20 protein-coding genes are annotated in these 20,172 nt (G+C 69.6%); 15 read left to right on the top strand and 5 right to left on the bottom strand.

Features of this window, described 5'->3' with window-relative positions:
- Positions 1-324: 324 nt before the first annotated feature.
- Positions 325-615: a DUF454 family protein gene (locus AC1DMQ_RS05335; RefSeq protein WP_477032503.1), complete on the top strand. Its 291-nt coding sequence runs from the start codon at positions 325-327 to the stop codon at positions 613-615.
- Positions 616-673: 58 nt separating this feature from the next.
- Entirely contained in the window at positions 674-2,464 is a 1,791-nt protein-coding gene (locus AC1DMQ_RS05330) for an ABC transporter ATP-binding protein (RefSeq protein ID WP_477032502.1), read from the top strand.
- Here the strand turns inward: AC1DMQ_RS05330 and AC1DMQ_RS05325 are convergent.
- Positions 2,461-4,251, bottom strand: coding sequence for a DUF4153 domain-containing protein (locus AC1DMQ_RS05325; RefSeq protein ID WP_477032501.1), 1,791 nt, complete (start codon positions 4,249-4,251; stop codon positions 2,461-2,463). The two genes, AC1DMQ_RS05330 and AC1DMQ_RS05325, sit on opposite strands and share 4 nt — an antisense overlap.
- A 128-nt stretch (positions 4,252-4,379) precedes the next feature.
- On the opposite strand from AC1DMQ_RS05325, the gene AC1DMQ_RS05320 reads away from it, so the two are divergent.
- The 4 genes from AC1DMQ_RS05320 to AC1DMQ_RS05305 are packed head-to-tail and all read left to right on the top strand — an operon-like array spanning position 4,380 to position 7,600.
- Positions 4,380-5,396 (top strand): cupin-like domain-containing protein, encoded by a 1,017-nt coding sequence (locus AC1DMQ_RS05320; protein WP_477032500.1) that lies wholly within the window; start codon positions 4,380-4,382, stop codon positions 5,394-5,396.
- Positions 5,397-5,446: 50 nt separating this feature from the next.
- Entirely contained in the window at positions 5,447-6,976 is a 1,530-nt protein-coding gene (locus tag AC1DMQ_RS05315; RefSeq protein WP_477032499.1) for a UbiD family decarboxylase, read from the top strand.
- Between the two features lie 55 nt (positions 6,977-7,031).
- Positions 7,032-7,289 (top strand): AbrB/MazE/SpoVT family DNA-binding domain-containing protein, encoded by a 258-nt coding sequence (locus tag AC1DMQ_RS05310; RefSeq protein WP_477032498.1) that lies wholly within the window; start codon positions 7,032-7,034, stop codon positions 7,287-7,289.
- Complete coding sequence (locus tag AC1DMQ_RS05305) at positions 7,283-7,600, top strand: type II toxin-antitoxin system PemK/MazF family toxin (RefSeq protein WP_477032497.1); 318 nt, start codon at positions 7,283-7,285, stop codon at positions 7,598-7,600. The genes AC1DMQ_RS05310 and AC1DMQ_RS05305 overlap by 7 nt, the downstream gene beginning before the upstream one ends.
- Here AC1DMQ_RS05305 and AC1DMQ_RS05300 read toward each other — a convergent pair.
- Positions 7,597-8,409, bottom strand: a complete 813-nt coding sequence (locus AC1DMQ_RS05300; RefSeq protein WP_477032496.1) for a DUF817 domain-containing protein — start codon at positions 8,407-8,409, stop codon at positions 7,597-7,599. The two genes, AC1DMQ_RS05305 and AC1DMQ_RS05300, sit on opposite strands and share 4 nt — an antisense overlap.
- 72 nt (positions 8,410-8,481) lie before the next feature.
- On the opposite strand from AC1DMQ_RS05300, the gene hisI reads away from it, so the two are divergent.
- From hisI to AC1DMQ_RS05285, 3 genes are all read left to right on the top strand, one after another.
- Positions 8,482-8,883: a phosphoribosyl-AMP cyclohydrolase gene (gene hisI, locus AC1DMQ_RS05295; protein WP_477032495.1), complete on the top strand. Its 402-nt coding sequence runs from the start codon at positions 8,482-8,484 to the stop codon at positions 8,881-8,883.
- 163 nt (positions 8,884-9,046) lie between these two features.
- Positions 9,047-9,853: a hypothetical protein gene (locus AC1DMQ_RS05290; protein ID WP_477032494.1), complete on the top strand. Its 807-nt coding sequence runs from the start codon at positions 9,047-9,049 to the stop codon at positions 9,851-9,853.
- Between the two features lie 39 nt (positions 9,854-9,892).
- Positions 9,893-10,522, top strand: a complete 630-nt coding sequence (locus AC1DMQ_RS05285; RefSeq protein WP_477032493.1) for a LysE family translocator — start codon at positions 9,893-9,895, stop codon at positions 10,520-10,522.
- A 25-nt stretch (positions 10,523-10,547) separates the two neighbouring features.
- On the opposite strand, the gene AC1DMQ_RS05280 is transcribed toward AC1DMQ_RS05285, so the two are convergent.
- Positions 10,548-11,186 (bottom strand): TetR/AcrR family transcriptional regulator, encoded by a 639-nt coding sequence (locus AC1DMQ_RS05280; RefSeq protein ID WP_477032492.1) that lies wholly within the window; start codon positions 11,184-11,186, stop codon positions 10,548-10,550.
- A 93-nt stretch (positions 11,187-11,279) separates the two neighbouring features.
- Here AC1DMQ_RS05280 and AC1DMQ_RS05275 point away from each other — a divergent pair, with 93 nt between their 5' ends.
- The gene (locus AC1DMQ_RS05275; RefSeq protein ID WP_477032491.1) at positions 11,280-11,945 is read left to right on the top strand and encodes an O-methyltransferase; all 666 of its coding nucleotides are present in this window, start codon (positions 11,280-11,282) and stop codon (positions 11,943-11,945) included.
- Positions 11,946-12,015: 70 nt separating this feature from the next.
- Here the strand turns inward: AC1DMQ_RS05275 and AC1DMQ_RS05270 are convergent, their stop codons facing one another.
- The gene (locus AC1DMQ_RS05270) at positions 12,016-13,719 is read right to left on the bottom strand and encodes an alkaline phosphatase D family protein (protein WP_477032490.1); all 1,704 of its coding nucleotides are present in this window, start codon (positions 13,717-13,719) and stop codon (positions 12,016-12,018) included.
- 80 nt (positions 13,720-13,799) lie between these two features.
- Here AC1DMQ_RS05270 and AC1DMQ_RS05265 point away from each other — a divergent pair, with 80 nt between their 5' ends.
- Positions 13,800-14,108, top strand: coding sequence for a ferritin family protein (locus AC1DMQ_RS05265; RefSeq protein WP_477032489.1), 309 nt, complete (start codon positions 13,800-13,802; stop codon positions 14,106-14,108).
- A 47-nt stretch (positions 14,109-14,155) separates the two neighbouring features.
- Here the strand turns inward: AC1DMQ_RS05265 and AC1DMQ_RS05260 are convergent, their stop codons facing one another.
- Entirely contained in the window at positions 14,156-16,654 is a 2,499-nt protein-coding gene (locus tag AC1DMQ_RS05260) for a TonB-dependent receptor (RefSeq protein ID WP_477032488.1), read from the bottom strand.
- A 96-nt stretch (positions 16,655-16,750) separates the two neighbouring features.
- Between AC1DMQ_RS05260 and AC1DMQ_RS05255 the strand changes: the two genes are divergently transcribed.
- The 4 genes from AC1DMQ_RS05255 (at position 16,751) to AC1DMQ_RS05240 (ending at position 20,083) form a co-directional block, all read left to right on the top strand.
- On the top strand, positions 16,751-17,821 hold the full coding sequence (locus tag AC1DMQ_RS05255) for an RluA family pseudouridine synthase (RefSeq protein WP_477032487.1): 1,071 nt from the start codon (positions 16,751-16,753) through the stop codon (positions 17,819-17,821).
- A 94-nt stretch (positions 17,822-17,915) separates the two neighbouring features.
- Positions 17,916-18,638: a hypothetical protein gene (locus AC1DMQ_RS05250; RefSeq protein WP_477032486.1), complete on the top strand. Its 723-nt coding sequence runs from the start codon at positions 17,916-17,918 to the stop codon at positions 18,636-18,638.
- 110 nt (positions 18,639-18,748) lie between these two features.
- On the top strand, positions 18,749-19,591 hold the full coding sequence (locus AC1DMQ_RS05245; RefSeq protein ID WP_477032485.1) for an MBL fold metallo-hydrolase: 843 nt from the start codon (positions 18,749-18,751) through the stop codon (positions 19,589-19,591).
- Between the two features lie 69 nt (positions 19,592-19,660).
- Entirely contained in the window at positions 19,661-20,083 is a 423-nt protein-coding gene (locus tag AC1DMQ_RS05240) for a PaaI family thioesterase (protein ID WP_477032484.1), read from the top strand.
- Positions 20,084-20,172 lie beyond the last annotated feature (89 nt).

Below are 20,172 nucleotides of genomic sequence, written 5' to 3'. Positions count from 1 at the left end.
GTTTCGTCCCGTGTTTCAGGGAACCTGCCCAGGACCGTCGCGAAGGCGTCCATCTAAAGACCACCGACGAACGCTTCCCGCTCGACCACCCCCGAAAGCCGCATCGGTCGCCGTACGTGCGCCCTCCCCGTGCCTTCAGGTGGGATCAGGATACGGGCGGTCCGGAAGGGTGAGGACCAAAACGGGTCGAGAAAGTTCAGGGCGTTGAAATCGCTGGACTTTGTTCGCCATCCGCCGCGCATAAGCACTCTTGAACCCTCTCAGAGGGAGAGGGTGAAGACTGCGCCTTCCCGTTTCGCCTTCCATCCCCCACATTCCAGCTTCATGACCGACGCCCCCCGCCCGCCCCGCAAGCGCCTGTCCCGCCCGGTCCACTGGGTGCTGGACGGCCTGGGCGTGGCGCTGTTCGCCACGGGGGCGGTCGGCGCCTTCGTGCCCGGGATGCCGACGACGGTGTTCTGGATCGGGGCGGTGATGTGCTTCCTGAAGACCCGGCCCCACGCGGTGCGGCCGTTGCTGCGCACGCCGATCATCGGCCCGGCCATCCGCTGGTACCTGCGCTGGCGGCCGTTCGGTGGATCGCGGCGCCGGGGCAACACTTCCCCGAAGGCCTGACACCAAAGCGGCGGCCCCGCTCGCCTCCAGGACGGCCAGCGCCTATCTACCCTCCACCATGACCGACGAAATCGATGAGGACGAACACGGCGGACGCCGCCGCGCCCTGAGCAACGCCCGGGTGCTGGGCTTCATCGCGCGCTTCTGGCTGCGCCGGAAGGGCCTGTTCCTGGCTGGCGTCGGCCTGACCCTGGCGGCCATCTGCTTCGACCTGGCCCTGCCCTGGGCCTCCGGCCGGCTGATCGACACCATCATCAAGGGCCCGACCGCCATCGACGCGGCCTGGGTCGCCTGGGCGGCCTTCGTCGGCGTCTATCTGGGCTTCTCGCTGATCCGCAACCTGGCCATGCGGTTCTGGATCCCGCTGGCCGCCCGCAACATGGAGGAGATGACCAACGAGGGTTACGCCCGCGTCCAGGCCTTCTCGTCCGACTGGCACGCCGACAGCTTCGCCGGCGCCACGGTGCGCAAGCTGACCCGCGCCATGTGGGGCTATGACAGCGTGACCGACGCGGTGACCATCTGGCTGGCCCCCAGCCTGATCGTGCTGGTCGGCCTGTCGGTGATGCTGCTGCTGCGCCAACCCCTGGCCGGGGCCGTGGCCCTGGTCGTGGTGGCCGCCTACATCGCCGTGAACCTGGTGGTCACCACCCGCTACGTGCGCCCGGCCAACCTGAAGTCCAACGCCCTGGACTCCAGGATCGGCGGCAGCCTGGCCGACGCGGTCACCTCCAATCCCACCGTCAAGAGCTTCGGCGCCGAGGCCCGCGAGAGCGCCCGGGTGGCCGAGGTCACGGCCGCCTGGCGCGAGGCGGTGATGGTCACCTGGCACAAGTTCACCAATGTCTGGTTGGGCCAGAACCTGCTGCTGGTGCTGCTGCAGGGCGGGCTGACGGCGGCGATGATCCATGCCTGGTCCAAGGGAACCGCGACGCCCGGCGACGTGGCCTTCGCCATCACCGCCTTCATGCTGATGAGCGGCTACCTGCGCAACATGGGCGAGAACATCCGCATGCTGCAGAAGGGCCTGGACGACACCGAGGACCTGGCCGCCTGGGAGGGCCTGGCCCCGCAAATCGCCGACGCGCCGAACGCGCCGGAATTCCTACGCGGGCCCGGCGCCATCGCCTTCGAGGACGTGACCTTCCGCTACAAGTCGGCCGGCGCGCCGCTGTACGACCACTTCTCGCTGAAGATCGCGCCGGGCGAGCGCGTGGCCCTGGTCGGGCCGACGGGCTCGGGCAAGTCGACCTTCGTCAAGCTGGTCCAGCGCCTGCACGACCTGCAGGGCGGACGGATCGTCATCGACGGCCAGGACGTGGCGCACGTGACCCAGGGGTCCTTGCGCCGCGCGATCGCCGTGGTGCCGCAGGACCCGGCCCTGTTCCACCGATCCTTGCGCGACAACATCGCCTACGGCCGGCCCGACGCGACCGAGGAGGAGATCGTCAACGCGGCCAAGAAGGCCCGCGCCCACGACTTCATCCTGCGCCTGCCCCAGGGCTACGACACCCTGGTGGGCGAGCGCGGGATCAAGCTGTCGGGCGGCGAGCGCCAGCGCGTGGCCATCGCCCGCGCCTTCCTGACCGACGCGCCCATCCTGGTGATGGACGAGGCCACCTCTTCGCTCGACGTCGAGACCGAGGGCCAGGTGCAGGAGGCCGCCGAGGCCCTGATGGCCGGCCGCACCACCATCGTCATCGCCCACCGCCTGTCGACCGTGCGCGGCGCCGACCGCATCCTGGTCTTCCAGAACGGCCGCGTCGTCGAGGAAGGCCGCCACGGCGAACTGAAGGCGGCCGGCGGGGTCTACGCGCGGCTGAACGCGGTCAGCGAGGGCGTTGGCTAGGGCTTCTTCTGGCTCAGCACGGCCGCCTCTTCGGCCGCGCAGCGCTTTGCCGGCTCGATCCTGGCTCGCTTGCCGCCGATGACCAGGTCCTGGGCCGGCGGCGACGGGGCGACCTGGATGTCTCCAGCCTCCAGTCCCTTGTCGACATCGCCGCAGAAGACCGACGTCTCGGCCGTCTGGGCCCAGACGCCGGCCGCGTCGACCTTGAAGATGTCGAAGGTCCGGCCGGAGGACAACAGCACCTCGGCGACGCCGTCGCCGTCGATGTCGGCCAGCGTCGCCCGGCATTGCTGGTAGCCCCAGAGGCAGGTCGGCTCGTCCCCGCCGTTCCAGGTCTGGTCGACGAAGCTCTTGGGCAGCGCCTGCCCCTTCGGATAGACCTTGGTCTTCTTGTAGCGATCGGGAATCGCGGTCGCCTCGGCCAGATAGGGCCTGCTGTCGAACTTGGCGGCGCGGAGCGCCTTGGTGCGGATGGTGGGATCCGGATCACGCCCGAGACCCTCCAAGGCCTTCCGACCGAAGCGGCCGCCGTCGAACCGCAAGGCGACATAGTCGAAGGCGTCCGGCTTGACCTTTCCCGCCTTCAGCCGCGCGACCTGGTCGTTCGCCGACAGGCGCCGGGGATCGGCGATCGGCGTGCAGAGGGCCAGCAGCACGGCGATGACGACGAAGGCCATGGCGATGTTGGTCGCCTCCAGGGTCTTCATCCAGGCGCCCGGCCGCACGGCGGCGATCGTGTAGCCCAGGGCGTAGCCGGCCGCGACCAGCACGCAGGCGCCGGCGATGATCCGGTCGGGGCTGAGGCCGTACTGGCCGATGCGCAGGGACAGGCCGTAGGCGGCCAGCGCCGTGATCGGGGCCAGCAGCACGCCGGCCAGGCGCGCGGCCCATTTCAGGACCACGGCGGTCTTCTCGGTCCCGTCCTGATAGGCGGCGTTGGTCAGCAGGATCAGGAAGGCGTCGGCGACCAGCAGGATGACCGTGGCGCTCCGGGTCTTCCACAGCGGCTCCAGACCGGTGAAGGGCAGGGTCAGCAGGAAGCCCGCGGCGATCAGGGCCATCAACGGCAGCAGCCAGGCCAGCAGGGTCAGGGCCACCGTCCGCACGCCGCGCACCAGATTGGCCTGCACGTCGGTCAGTTGCACGGCGGCGGCGAACATCAGGGCGGTGGCGGGGAAGGCGAAGGCCTCGTGCTTGATCAGCTTCTCGATGGCGTCGACGCCGATCAGCTTGAACAGGGCCGAGGCCAGGAACAGCAGCAGCCAGAACGCCCCGGTGAAGCCCACCGACAACACCGCCTGCACCCCGTGCTTCCAGGTGACGTCGAAGTAGGTCGGATAGCGGGCGATCCGCCGGCGCTCCATGTCGGCCGGCTGGACCAGGTGATGGCCGATGAAGATCAGGGCGGCGACAGCCAGGAAGGCCAACGGTCCCATGCCGTCGACGCCCCGGGCGGCGGGATCGCCGCTCCACACGCCATAGGCGCCCAGTCCGGCGGCGATGATCGCGGCCACGGCCTTCCAGACCGCCAGGGTGCGAAGGCGCAGGGCCGAGATGCCGGCCAGCCCCACGGGCGGGACGAACAGGACGATCAGCAGGAAGGCGGCATAGACCTCGCGCTGGGTGGCCGGCCAGACCTTGGACTTGTCGGCCTGCCAGAGGCCGTACAGCAGCAGGCCCTGGATCAGGCCCGTGGCCAGGCGGATGATCGTCGCGCGACGGACGGCCCAAGGCTCGGGCGGGCGATCGGCGGTTTCCAGCGGGGCGCCAAGGGGAAGGTCGGTCATCGGCGGACTCTCACAACCTTTGCTATCGATGGGGGACAGGACCACGCGGCGCGAGCGGCGCCTAGGGCCAAGCTTGCGGCGGCGTCGACCCTTGCTCTACGAGAGGACGACCGTCGAGGAGCCACAGCGTGACGACCACCCCGCCCCGGACGCCGGAACATCGCGATGTCGACGCCGCGCGGTTCCGCGACGAGATCCTGCCGGCGGGCCAGCCCGCGATCCTCAAGGGCCTGGTCGCCGACTGGCCCGCCGTCGCGGCCGGCCGCCGGTCGGACGAGGCCCTGGTCGCCTATCTGGGCGCGCTGGACAGCGGCGCGCCGGTCAACGTGCTGAGCGCCGGCGCCGACATCGGCGGGCGGTTCTTCTACACCCCCGACCTGAGCGGCCTGAACTTCCAGCGCGACGACATGCCGTTGTCCCGGGCCCTGGCCGCGCTGCTGGAGCTGCGGTCCGTGGCCCTGCCGCCGGCCATCGCCGTCCAGTCGACACCGACGCCGGGCGCCCTGCCCGGCTTCGCCGAGGCCAACGCCTTGGCCCTGGTCGACGCCAAGATCACGCCGCGCATCTGGATCGGCAACGCCATCACCACCGCCACCCATTTCGACATGAGCCACAACATCGCCTGCGCGGTGGCCGGGCGGCGGCGCTTCACCCTGTTCCCGCCGGACCAGTTGAAGAACCTCTACATGGGGCCGTTCGACTTCACCCCCGCGGGGCCGCCGGTCAGCCTGGTCGACGTGGCCCGGCCGGACCTGGAGCGGTATCCGCTTTTCCAGGAGGCCCTGGCGGCCGCGCAGGTCGCCGAGCTGGAGCCGGGCGACGCGATCTATATTCCCTACTGCTGGTTCCATAATGTCGAGTCCCTCGACCCTTTCACCGTGCTGATCAATTACTGGTGGAACGAGACCCCGGCCCTGCTGAGCCCGCCTCTGGTCGCCCTGGTCCACGCCATGGCCAGCGTGCGCGGTCTGCCGCCCGCCGAGCGCGCGGTCTGGCGCGAGATGTTCGACCACTTCGTCTTCGAGACCCACGGCGACCCGGCGGCCCATCTTCCGCCCGACCGGCGGGGCCCGCTGGGCCCGATGACGCCCGAGCACAGGGCGCGCCTGCGGGCCGTCCTGGCCGAGGCGTTCAACTCGCCGTAGCCAGCCCGGTAAAAACGGTTAGGTTCCGCCGCGTTCAGGAGTCCCCCGGCATGGCCTATCGCTCGCTTCGCGAATTCATCGATGTCCTTGAAGCCAAGGGCGAGCTGGTGCGGGTGACCGAGCCGGTCTCGACCGTGCTGGAGATGACCGAGATCCAGACCCGGCTGCTGGCCACCGGCGGCCCGGCGGTGCTGTTCGAGAACGTGATCCTGCCCGACGGCAGCCGCTCGCCGATGCCCGCGCTCGCTAACCTGTTCGGCACGGTCAAGCGCGTGGCCATGGGCGTCACCCTGGGCGGCGAACCGCGCACCACGGCGGGCGAACTGCGCGAGGTCGGCGAACTGCTGGCCTTCCTGCGCCAGCCCCAGCCGCCCAAGGGCCTGAAGGACGCCCTGGACATGCTGCCCCTGGCCAAGACCGTGATGGCCATGCGGCCGGGCACGGTGAAGAAGGCCCCCGTGCAGGAAGTGGTGCTGACCGGCGACGACATCGACCTGACCAAGCTGCCGGTCCAGACCTGCTGGCCGGGCGAGCCCGCGCCGCTGATCACCTGGCCGCTGGTGGTCACCAAGGGCCCGGGCAAGGACCGCGAGGACGACTTCAACCTGGGCATCTACCGCATGCAGGTCCTCGGCAAGGACCGCTGCATCATGCGCTGGCTGGCCCATCGCGGCGGCGCGCAGCACTACGCTCGCCATAAGAAAGCTGGGAAGAGAGAGCCCCTGCCCGCCTGCGCCGTGCTGGGGGCCGATCCCGGCACGATCCTGGCCGCGGTGACCCCGGTGCCCGACACGCTCAGCGAATACCAGTTCGCCGGGCTGCTGCGCGGGGCCAAGGTCGATCTCGTGCCCGCCAAGACCGTGCCGCTGATGGTGCCGGCCCATGCCGAGATCGTCATCGAGGGCCACGTCCTGCTCGACGAGTACGAGGACGAGGGCCCCTACGGCGACCACACCGGCTACTACAACAGCGTCGAGAAGTTCCCGGTCTTCCAGGTGACGGCGATCACCATGCGCAAGCAGCCGATCTACCTGACCACCTTCACCGGCCGGCCGCCGGATGAACCGTCCGTGCTCGGAGAAGCGCTGAACGAGGTGTTCATCCCGCTGATCCGCCAGCAGTTCCCCGAGATCGTCGACTTCTGGCTGCCGCCCGAGGGCTGCAGCTACCGCATCGCCGTGGTCTCGATGAAGAAGGCCTATCCGGGCCACGCCAAGCGGGTGATGCTGGGCGTCTGGAGCTATCTGCGCCAGTTCATGTACACCAAGTGGGTGATCGTCGTGGACCACGACATCAACGCCCGCGACTGGAAAGACGTGATGTGGGCGATCAGCACCAAGATGGACCCGGCGCGGGACATCACGGTGATCGAGAACACCCCCATCGACTATCTCGACTTCGCCAGTCCCGAGAGCGGCCTGGGCTCGAAGATCGGCCTGGACGCCACCGACAAGCTGCCGCCGGAAACCCACCGCGAGTGGGGGAACGAGATCCGCATGGACCAGGCGGTGATCGACGCGGTCAGCGAGAAGTGGGCGCGGCTGGGTCTGCCTGGGGACGGCAAGCCGATCTGGAAGTAGCGATCGAAGAATGTTATAACTCCGTTCTAACGGAGACGGCATCATGCGATCCTCGGTGCGCAAGATCGGCAATTCGGCAGGGGTGATCCTGCCCAAGCCCTTTCTCGCCAGCATCGGCGCGGAAGCCGGCGACGCCGTGGACGTGACGATGGAAGACGACCGCATCATCATCGTCGCGGCGCCCAAGCCGCACCCGCGCGATGGCTGGGAAGAAGACGCCAGGCGTATCGGCGCGCTGGGCCTCAGCGAGGAAGAGCGCGAATGGCTCGACGCGCCCCTGAGCGCCGACGCCGACGAAGACCTTGAATGGTGAAGCGAGGCGATATCTGGATGGTGCGGCTGGACCCGACAGTCGGCAGCGAGATCCAGAAGACGCGTCCCTGCGTCGTGGTTTCGCCCGAAGGCCTCAGCCACCTCGACACGTTCATCGTCGCGCTGATGACCACCGGCAGTCATCCGACACGCTTTCGTCCGGATATCGAGTTTAACGGCAAACGGGGTCTGGTCCTGCCCGACCAGATCCGCACCGTCGCGCGTGCTAGGATGATCAGACGGCTCGGCGCGGCCGACGAGGAGACGCTCGGCAAGGTGCTCTCGGCTTTGCGGGCCATGTTCGAGACCTAGAGACATGCCCGCCTCGGCCTGTGCACCACCGTCACCAGCACGTAGCTGAGCAGTATCAGCAGGTACCAGGCCCCCAGCTTGTTGGGTGAGACCATGTGCCAGCCGTGGCGCTGGCTGGGATAGATCCAGGCGCCGGCCAGGGTCCCCAGGTTCTCGGCGAACCAGATGAACAGGGCCACCAGCACGCCGCCCATCAGGAACGGCATGCGCCGCGCGACGCGGTCGGGCGTGAACAGGAACCAGGTCCGGCCGAAGACCGCCACCGACAGCGCGAACAGGCCCAGGCGGATGTCGGGTCCGTAGTGGTGGGTGAAGAAGTTGGCGTAGGCCAGGACGGCCAGGACCCAGGTGCTCCAGATCGGCGGGTAGCGGACATAGCGCACGTCGAACAGTCGCCAGATCCGGGCGATGTAGCTGCCGACGCAGGCGTACATGAAGCCGCTGAACAGCGGCACGCCGGCGATCTTCAGCAGGCCGGGCTCGGGATAGATCCATGAGCCGTGGGCGGTCTTGAACACCTCCATGATCGTGCCGACCACGTGGAAGACGCCGATCACCACCGCCTCGTTCCAGCGTTCCAGCCTCAGGGCCAGCAGGGCGACCTGGATGGCCAGCGAGGCGAGCACCAGGAAGTCGTAGCGCGCCAGCGGCGCGTCAGCAGACCAGAGCAGATGCGTGCCGACGATCAGGACCAGCATCAGCCCGCCGAACAGGCAGGCCCAGGCCTGCTTCAGGCCGAACAGCAGGAACTCGTAGGCCCAGCCGTTGAGGCGCGATCGCTCGGCCCACGGCCGCGCCCAGGCGTCCATCGCCGCGACCCGGCTCTTGATCCAGTCATTGGCGCTAGCCGTACGGGGGGCGCCGGCGCCATATGTCGCCTCATGACCTCCTCGATCTTCCCGCCCGCCGCCGACAAGACCGCGCTCGAGCGCGGCGCCGCCATCGCCCCGCGTTTCGACGCCGCCGGCCTGGTCGCCGCCATCGCCCAGCACGCCGACACCGGCGAGATCCTGATGTTCGCCTGGATGAACGACGAGGCGCTGAAACTGACCCTCGACACCGGGATCGCCCACTATTTCAGCCGCTCGCGGGACAGCCTCTGGAAGAAGGGCGAGACCAGCGGCCAGCTGCAGGTCGTCACCGAGCTGCGGATCGACTGCGACCAGGACGCCGTGCTGATCAAGGTCCGCCCGCAAGGCGACGGCGGCGCCTGCCATGTCGGTTTCCGCTCGTGCTTCTACCGCGTCTGGGAGAACGGGGCGCTGGTCGAGCGCGAGGCGTAGGGCTCTTCTCATCGCGCCAGCCTGCCCCGCCCGCGTCGAGCCGGCGGCCAGGGAACGTGCAGATCGCGTGAAGACCGCCGGTCGAAGACCGATGTTCCGCCAGCGTTACAGGCAATGAGATCTGTGGCATCGTCGCCCCGGGGACCAACGGGGGGCGACACACATGACCGAAGCGGCTTTGCGAACCGATGCGAGGGCCAACGCCTCGCGCCAATTCTATTTCGCCATGGCGCTGACTTGCCTGGCCATCGCCGTGCTCGGCTTCATGCCGACCTATTTCCTGCCAATGGCCCAGGGCAAGTTCAAGGCCCCGCCGCTGACCCATATCCACGGCCTGGTGCTGTACGCCTGGATGGCGTTCTTCTGCACCCAGACCTGGCTGGTGGCCCAGGGCAAGACCGTCGCTCACCGCACCTGGGGCGTGCTGGGCGTGGCGATCGCCACCGCCATGCTGTTCGTGGTCACCGCCGTCGTCTCGCTGCGGGTCGCCCAGGCCTCGCTGCCGGGCCAACCCGAGGGTCTGGCCCACCAGGTGCGGGCCTTCGCCTGGGTCAGCATGGGCGGGATCGGCTTCTTCACGGTGCTATTCGTCCTGGCGATCATCAACATCAGGCGGCCCGAGACGCACAAGCGCCTGCTGCTGCTGGCCACGATCTCGATGCTGGGCGCGCCGATCGCCCGCTGGTTCCTGACCTTCCTGGCCCCGCACGGCGGACCGCCGCCGACCCCGCCGCCCGGACTGCCCCTGGTGGTCGCGCCGCCGGTCTTCGTGGCCGTGCCGCCGGCCCTGGTCGGCGACCTGCTGCTGTTCCTGGCCATGTGGGTCGACTGGCGCACGCGCGGACGTCCTCATCCGGTCTATCTGATCGGCGGAGCGGCCATGCTGGTGCTGCATCTGACCCAGGTCCCGGTCGCCGAATCGCCCGCCTGGCAGGCGATCGCCGCCGCCATCGGCCGCATCGCGGGCTGACCGCTTGCCTCGAGCCGGGACGCGACCCACAAAGTCGGCATGACCACCGCCCAGTCCCTGATCGCCTTCGCCGTCGCCGCCGGCCTGCTGACCATCACGCCGGGGTTGGACACGGCCCTGGTGCTGCGCACGGCGGCGGCCGAGGGCTGGCGGCGCGCGACCGCCGTGGCGGTGGGGATCGGCCTGGGATGCCTGGCCTGGGGCGCGGCGGCGGCGTTCGGGGCCGGCGCCCTGCTGGTGGCCTCGCACACCGCCTATACGATCCTGAAATGGGCCGGCGCGGCCTATCTGGTCTGGCTGGGCGTCAACCTGCTGCGCAAGCCGCGCGCCGCCTTCGACACCGGCGCCGGCGAGGCCCCGCCCTCGGACGACCTGGCCGCGGCCCTGGCCAAGGGCTTCTGGAACAACCTGCTCAATCCCAAGGTCGGGGTGTTCTACGTGTCGTTCCTGCCGCAGTTCATCCCGACCGGCGCCAGCCCGGCCGTCTTCGGCCTGCTGCTGGCATCGATCCACGTGGTCATGGGCCTGGCCTGGTCCGGCGGACTGATCCTGGCCACCGCGCCGATCGCCAAGGCGCTGAGGAAGCCGGGCGTGGTCAAGTGGCTGGACCGGGTGACCGGCGGGGTGTTCGTGGCGTTCGGCGTGCGGATCGCGCTGGAGCGGCGCTAGGCGCGTTTTCCAAACAAGCGCGGCGCTAGGCCGGCCCGCGCTCCAGGCGGTCCAGATAGGCGCCGAACATGTCGGCCATGGCGTCGGCATAGGCGGCGATCTCGGCGGCCGTGCGCGGCGTTTCCGAGAAGGCCTTGCCCACCTGGCCCAGCGTCGTCTTGATCAGGTCGCCGGCCAGATCGCGGACGGCGTCGGTCGCCGTGGGCAGCGCCTCGCGCATGAAGTCGCGCACGATGTCGCCGCCCGCCGCCCGGACCTCCTGGGCCTCGGGCGCGTCGCGATAGAGCGGGGCGGCGTCGCTGAGCGCCACGCGCATGCCCGCCTCCTCGCATTCGGAGCGGACGAAGGCGTGGACCAGGGTCCGCAGCCGATCCAGGGGCGGCCGCGCGACGTCGGCCAGGATGTCGCGCAGCAGGTCGGTGGTCTGGCGCCACTCATCGCTCTGTAGCCGAAACAGGATCGCGGCCTTGTTGGGGAAGTACTGATAGACCGAGCCGACGCTGACCCCGGCCTTCTCGGCCACCCGCGCCGTGGTGAAGCGCCCCGCGCCCTCCTTGGCCAGAACCTGAACAGCGGCCTGCAGGATCGCCGCCACCAGGTCGTTGGAGCGGGCCTGGCGAGGCTGCTTTCGCGAGGAAATCCGGGGACTTGGGCGATCAGTCATGGCGTGTTCGGGCAATGCGAATAGGAAACCTGACGAATTAGTCGCATTTTTTGGCCAGCGCAACGACACGCGCTTTTGCACCTGGAAATGCCGATGAACACCCTGACCACCGCCCCCCTGGCGCCTTTGCTGGAGCGCCTGTTCGCGCAGGCCGACGAGACCTCGCCGATGGACCTGCCCGCCGCGGCCGGCCTCACGCCCGAGGACCTGGCCCGCCTGATGCGCAGCAAGACCGACTATGTCGACTTCTACGGCCAGATGAAGGACATGCCCCTGGCCGTCTCGCGCGAGACCGGCGTCTTGCTCTACATGCTGGCCCGTAGCGCCAAAGCCCGGACCGTCGTCGAGTTCGGGACCTCGTTCGGCATCTCGACCCTGCACCTGGCCGCGGCCCTGCGCGACAACGGCGGCGGGCGCCTGATCACCAGCGAGTTCGAGCCGTCCAAGGTGGCGCGGGCCCGGGACAACCTGACGGCCGGCGGCCTGATCGACCTGGTCGAAATCCGCGAAGGCGACGCCCTGAAAACCCTGGCCGTCGATCTGCCCGAGACGATCGACCTGGTCCTGCTGGACGGCGCCAAGGCGCTGTATCCGGAGATCTTGAGCCTGGTGGAGAGCCGCCTGCGTCCCGGCGCCCTGATCGTCGCCGACAACGCCGACTTCGCGCCCGACTACCTGGCGCGCGTGCGCTCGCCGGCGGCGGGCTACCTGTCGACGCCGTTCGCCGAAGACGTCGAGCTGTCCATGCGGCTCGGCTAAGGCCGCGACCGGATCGAGACCCGGGGAGCGCGGCGACGAAGCGCCGCGCTCCCGGCTTCGCGCTAGGGCCTCACCCTTCCGCCAGCGCCTTCACCCCGCCCTCGTCGCCCGGGGTCACCACGAACCGCTTCAGCACCCGGGTCTGGTACTTCGGGTCCAGGATGGTCGAGACAGCGATCAGCTCGCCCGTCGCCCGGCCGTGCTCGAGGGTCAGCAGCAGGAAGCCCTTGGCGCCCTGGTCGGTGAACTTCACCTCCTTGTTGCGCTCGACATAGGCCTGGCCCAGCGGCACGCCGGGCAGGTAGTCGCTGTAGCCCGGCGAGGTCACCGAGGTGACGCCGAACTCGGCCGCCACCCGGGCGGTGCCGGCGTCGTCCCACAGCTCGTTGACCCAGAAGGCGTGGCTGTCGCCGGCCAGCACGATCGGCCGGGCCTTGCCGGCCTTGAAGATGTCGTAGACCCGGGCCCGGTCGGCGGGATAGCCGTCCCAGGCGTCGAGGTTGCCCGGCGCGCCGGCCAGGGACAGGCCCCGGCTCTCCTCGACCGGCTTGGCGACATAGGCGGGCAGCTTGGCCAGCAGGGCCGCATAAGCCTGATCGCCCATGGTCGCCTTCAGGTCGGGCGGCACCACCCGGGCCATGACCACCTGGTTGCCCAGCACCTGCCAGGCCGTGCCGGCCTTCGTCGAGGCGTCGACCTCGCGGGCCAGCCACTGTTCCTGGCCCTGGCCCATCATCCGGCGGTCGGGATCGGCGAGCTTGGCGGCGAAGGCGGTGAAGTCGGGCTTGCCGTCCTTGACCGGCAGGTCGCGGCCGTAGTCCAGCTGGTGGCTGCGGGCTGTCAGCCGGGTCTCGGTCATCAGCAGGGTGGCGACGTCGCCGAACTGGAAGCGCCGCCACGAAGCCTCGGGCAGGGTTCCGGCCACCGGCTCGCGGATCGGCATCCACTCGTAATAGGCCTTGATGCCCGCTGCCTTGCGCTTGAGCCAGTCGCCTTCGGTCTTGGGCTGGTGGTTCTCGGCCCCGCCGATCCAGCTGTTGTCGGCGGTCTCGTGGTCGTCCCAGACCACGATCCATGGCGCTCGGGCGTGGGCGGCCTGCAGGGCGGGGTCGGTCTTGTACTGGGCGTGGCGGCGGCGATAGTCCTCCAGGCTGAGGATCTCGCGCGGCGGATCGGGCACGCGGCCCTTGGCGGTCGGCGAGTTCATGCCGTAGTCGTCGGGCGCGGCGCCGTACTCGTAGATGTAGTCGCCCAGGTGCAGCACGGCGTCGACGCGCGGCAGCCTGGCGATGGCGTCATAGGCGTTGAAATAGCCGTTCGGGTAGAGGGCGCACGACACCACCGCCAGGACGACGTCGCGGGTCGCCCCCTTGGGCAAGGTGCGGGTGCGGCCGCCGACGGGCTTGCCGAACGGCTTGCCCTTCCTGACGTACTGGAAGCGGTAGAAATAGTCGGTCGCCGGCTTCAGGCCGGTGACGTCGACCTTGACCGTGTGGTCGCGGCCCGAGACCGCGACGGCCTGCCCCTGACGGACGAGGGTCTTGAAGGCCGCGTCGGTCGCCATTTCCCAGCGCACGGCGATCGGGGCGGTCGTCGCCTCCGCCGTGATCCGTGTCCACAGCACCACCCGATCCTCCAGCGGATCGCCCGAGGCGACGCCGTGCAGGAAGGCGGCCCGTCCGGCGAACAGGGGCGTCGCCGCCATCGCCTCCCCGGCCGCGCCCGCGCCGCCCAGGCCGAAGAGGGCAAGGGCCCTGCGTCTGTCGATGATCATGCTCAACTCCCCGAAGGCTCACGGCGCCGCTTGGTCTTCTCGTGCGTTAGCCCCCGGAGACAACAGTAGGATGACGGTACATGTCCAGCGAAGGCCTCCACGTCCCGCGCGAAAAGCTGCGCGGCAAGACGCTCAACCAGCACTACGCCATCACCTCGCTGATCGAGGAGCTGGAGGCGGTGGACTGGTATCGCCAGCGCGCCGACGACTGCGATGACGAGGAGCTGCGCAAGATCCTGCTGCACAACGCCCGCGAGGAGCTGGAGCACGCCGCCATGGTGCTGGAATGGCTGCGCCGCAGCGACCCCGAAACCGACGAGCAGCTGAGGGAATATCTGTTCAAGGACGGTTCGATCACCGGCCATGAGGAAGAGGCGACCGACAAGTAGCGTCAAGGCTGGGGACAGGCGCATGCGCCTGTCCCCGACGCAGCATCCTACCGCCGCAGCGAGAACGTCACGCCGTAGTAGCGCGGGTTGCCGGCGATGAAGGTCGGGATGCCGAAGCCGTCGCCGGTGTTGCCGGCGTCCTTGACGTACTTCTCGTCGGTGGCGTTGGTCACGAAGGCCCCGACCGTCCAGTGGGCGAACGAGGGCTGGTACTGCAGGCGCAGGTCCAGCAGGCCGTAGCTCTTCTGGAACTCGTCCTGCACCAGGTCCGGGATCAGGTTGTTCTTCTGCAGGGCGGGGATGTCGTTGTCGTCGTCGAAGAACACCTTGGACTGCCAGGCGTAGATCGGCGTGAAGGTGAAGCGGCCACGCAGCAGGTCGGCGTGCAGGCTGGTCCCCAGCGAGAACTTGTTGTCCGGCGACAGGCGGAAGCGGTTGCCGTCGCGGATGCCCGCCTTGAAGCGCCCGTGGTTGTAGCCGTAGGTCGCGAACACCTCGGCGAAGCTGGCCGCCTGCCAGGTGGCCTGGCCTTCGAAGCCGTAGCTCTCGGCCTTGCCGGCGTTGGTGGTGATGACCTGGGCGCCTTCCTGGATCGAGGTCTGGAAGTTGTCGTAGCTGTAGAAGTAGGCCGCGCCCTCGACATAGAGGCGGCCGTCCAGCAGGCGGCTCTTGGCGCCGGCCTCGTAGCTGTCGACGGTCTCGGCCGAGACCGGCGTGAACTTGCCCGGCGTCATCGGCGCGGCGGGCGCGGCCGAGGACAGCACCTTGGGACGGCGGCCGCGGGCGTAGGAGGCGTAGAGGCTGGCGTCCGGCGTCACTTCATAGCGGCCGACCAGGCGCCAGGTCAGGCCGTCGTCGGTGAAGTCCTGGGTCGAGATCTGGCCATTGCCGGTGGTGGGCTGGGCGAACAGGCCGAACATCGGGATCGGATAGCCGGCCGAGGTCGGGATGTTGGCCGCGCCCGGAACCGCCAGGGCGCCGAGAATGGCCTGCCGCGTCGCCGGGGCCTGGCTGAGCGCGCCGATCGTTCCGCCCAGGATCGAGCGCTGGCTGACCTGCGAGGCGACGCCGCTGGACTTGTCGTCGCTGGTGTAGCGCAGGCCGGCCGACAGCTCGAAGCGGTCGGTCACGCGCCAGGTGGCGTCGCCGTAGACGTCCCACGACTGGGTCGTGCCGTAGTTGGTGAACTGCTCGGTGTGGACGCCGAGATTGTTGGCGATGCCCTGGGCGGTCGCGCCGCTGGCCGCGCCGCCGGTCAGGCCGGTGACCAGGGCCGCCAGGAAGGTGGTGTTGGTCAGCACCGCGTTCGGCTGCGGATTGGGCTTGGTCAGCTGGCCGGTCAACAGGGCCAGGGCGTAGCGCTCGTCGAACTGCAGCGGCACCCGGGTCTGGGCGTCCTCGTCGAAATAGCTGACGCCGCCGAACCAGCTGAGCTTGCCGCCGTTGTCGTAGTTCAGGCGCAGTTCCTGGCTGTACTGCGTGCCGCGCGCATCCTCGGCGAACACGAACATCGGCAGCGAGAAACCGTCCGGATCGAACACCTCGTCGCTGGCGAAGTGGCGGGCGGCGGTGATCGACGACAGGCTCCAGGCGTCGTTGAAGCGGTAGTCGACCAAGGCCGTCGCGCCCTGCACGAAGCGCTTGAGCCCCAGGGCCGCGCCGCCCTCGAAGCCGTAGCCGCTGGACAGGCCGGCCGGGCTGGTGGGGTCGCGGTCGCCCAGCGCCTGGCCGGTCGTGATGTTGGTCGGGTTGAAGGTGTTGGACTTGAACGACGTGCCGGTCGGATGGTCGGCCTCGTAGTTGAGGATCAGGTTGGCGTCGAGCTTGTCGTTCGGGGTCCAGCGCGCCGACAGGCGCATCGCGCCGGTGTCGGTCGAGCCCAGGTTCTTGCCGCCCAGCACGTTCTCGATCGCGCCGTCGCGCTCCTTGTAGCGGCCGGCGAAGCGGATCGCGAAGGTGTCGCTCAGCGGCACGTTGGCCATGCCCTCGAACAGGCCGTAGGCGCTGTCGCCCAGCTCGGCGCCCACGCGCCAGTCCAGGGCGTGCACGTCGGCCTTGTTCTGGATGATGTTGACCGCCCCGATCATCGCGCCGCGCCCGAACAGGGTCGATTGCGGGCCCTTGGCCACTTCGATGCGCTGAACGTCGAACAGCTCGACATAGGAACCGCGCGACTTGGAGATCGACACGCCGTCCTGGAACACCGAGACCCGCGGCTCGACCGTGGCCTCGCCGCTGTCGGAGGTGATGCCGCGCATCACGAAGCCGGGGTTGTTGGGCGACTGGTTCTGGACCTGGAAGCCGGGGACGAAGGCCGACAGCTTGTCGAACTCCTGCACGCCCAGCCGGTCGAGCATGGCGCCCGAATAGGCCGTCAGGGCGATCGGCACGTCCAGGGCCTTCTGCTCGCGCTTCTGGGCGGTGACGATCAGTTCCTCGACCTGCTCCGACCCCGGAGCATCCGGCTCGGCGGCATGGGCGACGCCGGCGGTCAGGGCCAGGCCGCTGACGGCGGTCATGAGCAAGGTGGTGCGGAACGCGCGCATCGACTATCCCCTTCGAACGCAAGACTTGAACCTGAGCCGTTAGGCGCGGGCGATGTCCGCGATACGACATAGCCATGACGGAGCCGTGAAGACGCCTTGATCCAGCCGCCCGACCCGACCGCGCCGCTCGTCGATGACGAGATCGAGGACCTGGACGCCCAGGATACGGGCGCCGGCGGCGACGTGGTGCGGATCGAGCTGAGCGCCGACCTGGCCGGCCAGCGGCTGGACAAGGCGCTGGCGACCGCCGCCCCGGACCTGTCGCGGGCCCGCCTGCAGGCCCTGATCGCCGCCGGCCAGGTGTCGCTGGTCGTCGAGGGCCGCCCGCCGCGCCCGATGCCCGACGGCAAGGCCAAGGCCCCGGCCGGCCTCTACGAGGTGGTCGTCCCGCCGCCGATCGCCGCCGAGCCCGAGCCCGAGAACATCCCGCTCACCGTGCTCTACGAGGACGCCTATCTGATCGTCATCGACAAGCCGCCGGGCATGGCCGCCCACCCGGCTCCGGGCTGCGAGACCGGCACCCTGGTCAACGCCCTGCTGTTCCACTGCGGCGACAGCCTGTCCGGCATCGGCGGGGTGGCCCGACCCGGCATCGTCCACCGCCTGGACAAGGAAACCTCGGGCGTGATGGTGGCGGCCAAGACCGACGCCGCCCACCAGGGGCTGTCGGCCCTGTTCGCCAAGCACGACATCGACCGCATGTACCTGGCCCTGACCCGCGGCGCGCCGCAGCCGGCCGTCGGCACGATCACCACCCAGCTGGGCCGCTCGCCGAACGACCGCAAGAAGATGGCGGTGCTGAAGACCGGCGGCCGCGAGGCGGTCACCCACTATCGCGTCGAAAAGACGTTCGGGTCGTCGTCGGCCAAGGCCCAGAACGCCCCCCTGGCGGCCCGCGTCGCCTGCCGGCTGGAAACCGGCCGCACCCACCAGATCCGCGTGCACATGGCCAGCAAGGGTTCGCCCTGCCTGGGCGATCCGGTCTACGGCGCCGGCGCTCCCGCCGCGCCGGTCAAGACGGCCCTGACCGAGATCGGCTTCTCCCGCCAAGCGCTGCACGCCGCCGTCCTGGGCTTCGTCCACCCGATCACCGGCGAAACCCTGCGGTTCGAGACGCCTCTTCCCCCGGACATGGCGGCGCTGGAAGCCGCCCTTGAAGCCCTGTAGCCGCGTCCCCAGCTTCGCCTTGCGCCCCTGATACATTCAGGCCCTAATTCGGTTACAGACCGGGCCCACTGTGGCGGGGTCGGAGGTTTCGTCCATGTTCGCGTCCCGCATCGCTCTCGCCGCCCTACTGGCTCTCCCGCTGGCCCTCCCCAGCGCAGCGCTGGCCCGTTCGGTCGACGACGAGGTCGTGACCACCGCCGCCTCGCGCGCCACCCGCCCGCCGACCGAGGCCGAGCTGGCCCAGGCCAAGGCCGACGCCCAGGCCAGGGCCGAAGCCGAGCGCGCCGCCAAGCCGGTCAGCACCCAGGACCAGATCTCCGCCTGGGTGGCCGACGCCCCGCCGATCGAAGGCGGCCCGATCGGCTACGCGCCGCGCGCGGACCTCGACGTGAACGGCTACCCCCTGGACAAGGACGGCAAGCGCCAGGTCCACGGCGAGGTGGGCGTCAGCGTCGGCACCGGCGGCTATCGCAGCGGCTATGTCTCCAGCCTCATCCCGATCGGCGAGACCGGCACCCTGGGCGTCGCCGTCAGCCAGACCGACTTCGGCAAGCACGGCGGCGGTTACGGCTATGGGGGCTACGGCGGCTATGGCGGTTACGGCGGCGGGTACGGCTACGGCTGGGGTCCGCGCGGCGGAACCTCCCAGTCCCTGGCCCTGTCGCTGGACATGCGCGGCGGCGCCAAGCGCAGCCGGTCGGACACGCCGGAGGGCTGCGCCCCCGGCTTCCGCGACGGCGAACGCTATGTGGAGCCCGTCTGGGTGACCGAAATGCGCGGCGACAAGAGCTGTGCGGCGGCCACGGAACGCCCGTAGGTCTCATCCCTGAGACGAATCGCCTCGGGGGCGAGCAAGCTGGTCTTGTTCGCCGATACTTAAGAGCTTCCGGTCAAGGTGCCCGCCTCAGGGCGTCATCGGACCGATCTATGCAGCCGGAAATCACCGCTTTCCACCACCCCGCCACCGGGCGGGTGACCTATCTGATCGCCGATCCGGCCACCTTGCTCTGCGCGTTCGTCGACCCTGTCCTCGACTACGACCCGCTGACCCAGGCCGTCGACACACGCTTCATCGACGCCATCATCGCCGACGTCCGCGCCAAGGACCTGGGCCCGACCTGGATTCTCGAGACCGGCCTGCACACCGACCACCTGTCGGCGGCCGGCCACCTGAAATACGAGACCGGCGCCTCGATCTGCATCGGCGCCCAAGTGCTCGACAGCCTCAAGCGCCTGGTCCCCGTGCTGGGCAGCGACGGCGTCGATCTCGAAGGCTGGGACTTCGACAAGCTGGCCCAGGACGGCGAGGCCCTGCCGATGGGCGGGATCGAGATCACCGTCATCGCCCTGCCCGGCCGCCTGCCCGGCGCCACGGCCTACCAGGTGGGCGACGTGGTCTTCGCCGGCTCGGCCATCCTGCCGCCCGACCAGGGCCTGGACGACAGCACGGCGCCTGGCGCCGACCCCGCCGGCCTGCACGCCGCCGCCCGCCGCCTGCTGAACCTGCCGCCGCCGACCCGCATCCTGGTGGGCCAGACCGGCGAGGTCATCGACGCCTGGAGCACCACGGTCGCCGAGCAGAAAGCCCGCAACATCGACGCCGGCGACGCCGTCTCGGCGCAGGCCTTCGTCGCCCGCCGCACGGCCGTCACCGCCACGCCCGGCCCGCTGGCCGCCCCGGCCCTGCAGGTCGGGATCCGCGCCTTCCGCCTGCCGCCACAGGGCGAGGACGGCAAGCGCTTCCAGCCCGTCGACATCAGTTCTATTTAAAAACTAACTTGCTTCAGCCCCGTTCCGGCGCGTAGATGCTTCGCACGCGAAGAACCGGGAGACGCCGTCATGGCCGAAGACAAGAGCGCCGAACTGACCGCCGCCCAGGCCGAGAACCTGCCGGGCCTGCTGGGCCTGGAATGGAAGAAGGCGGTCCATGGCCTGGTCCAGGGCCGCATGACCGTCGCCAAGCATCATATGGCCCCCAACGGCTTCCTGCACGCCGCCAGCGTCATCGCCCTGGCCGACAGCGCCTGCGGCTACGGCTGCATGACTTCGCTGCCCGAAGGCGCGACCGGCTTCACCACCATCGAGCTGAAGTCCAACTTCCTGGGCACGGTGCGCGAGGGCGGCGGCGTGGCCTGCGAGGCGACCCTGGTCCACGGCGGCCGCAACACCCAGGTCTGGGACGCCCTCGTCACCGCCGAGGCGACCGGCAAGACCATCGCGCTTTTCCGCTGCACCCAGATGGTTCTCTACCCCAAGGCCTAGGTTCGACCGGGCCTCGGGGCCTAGCCAGGACCGGAAACCGCGCCCCGCGACACAAAAGCTTGTCACAAGCTCTTGCGCTCTTCGGGCGA

It is taken from the genome of Caulobacter sp. 05L422 (assembly GCF_056397765.1).
This window is presented reverse-complemented; position numbering and strand designations above follow the sequence as displayed.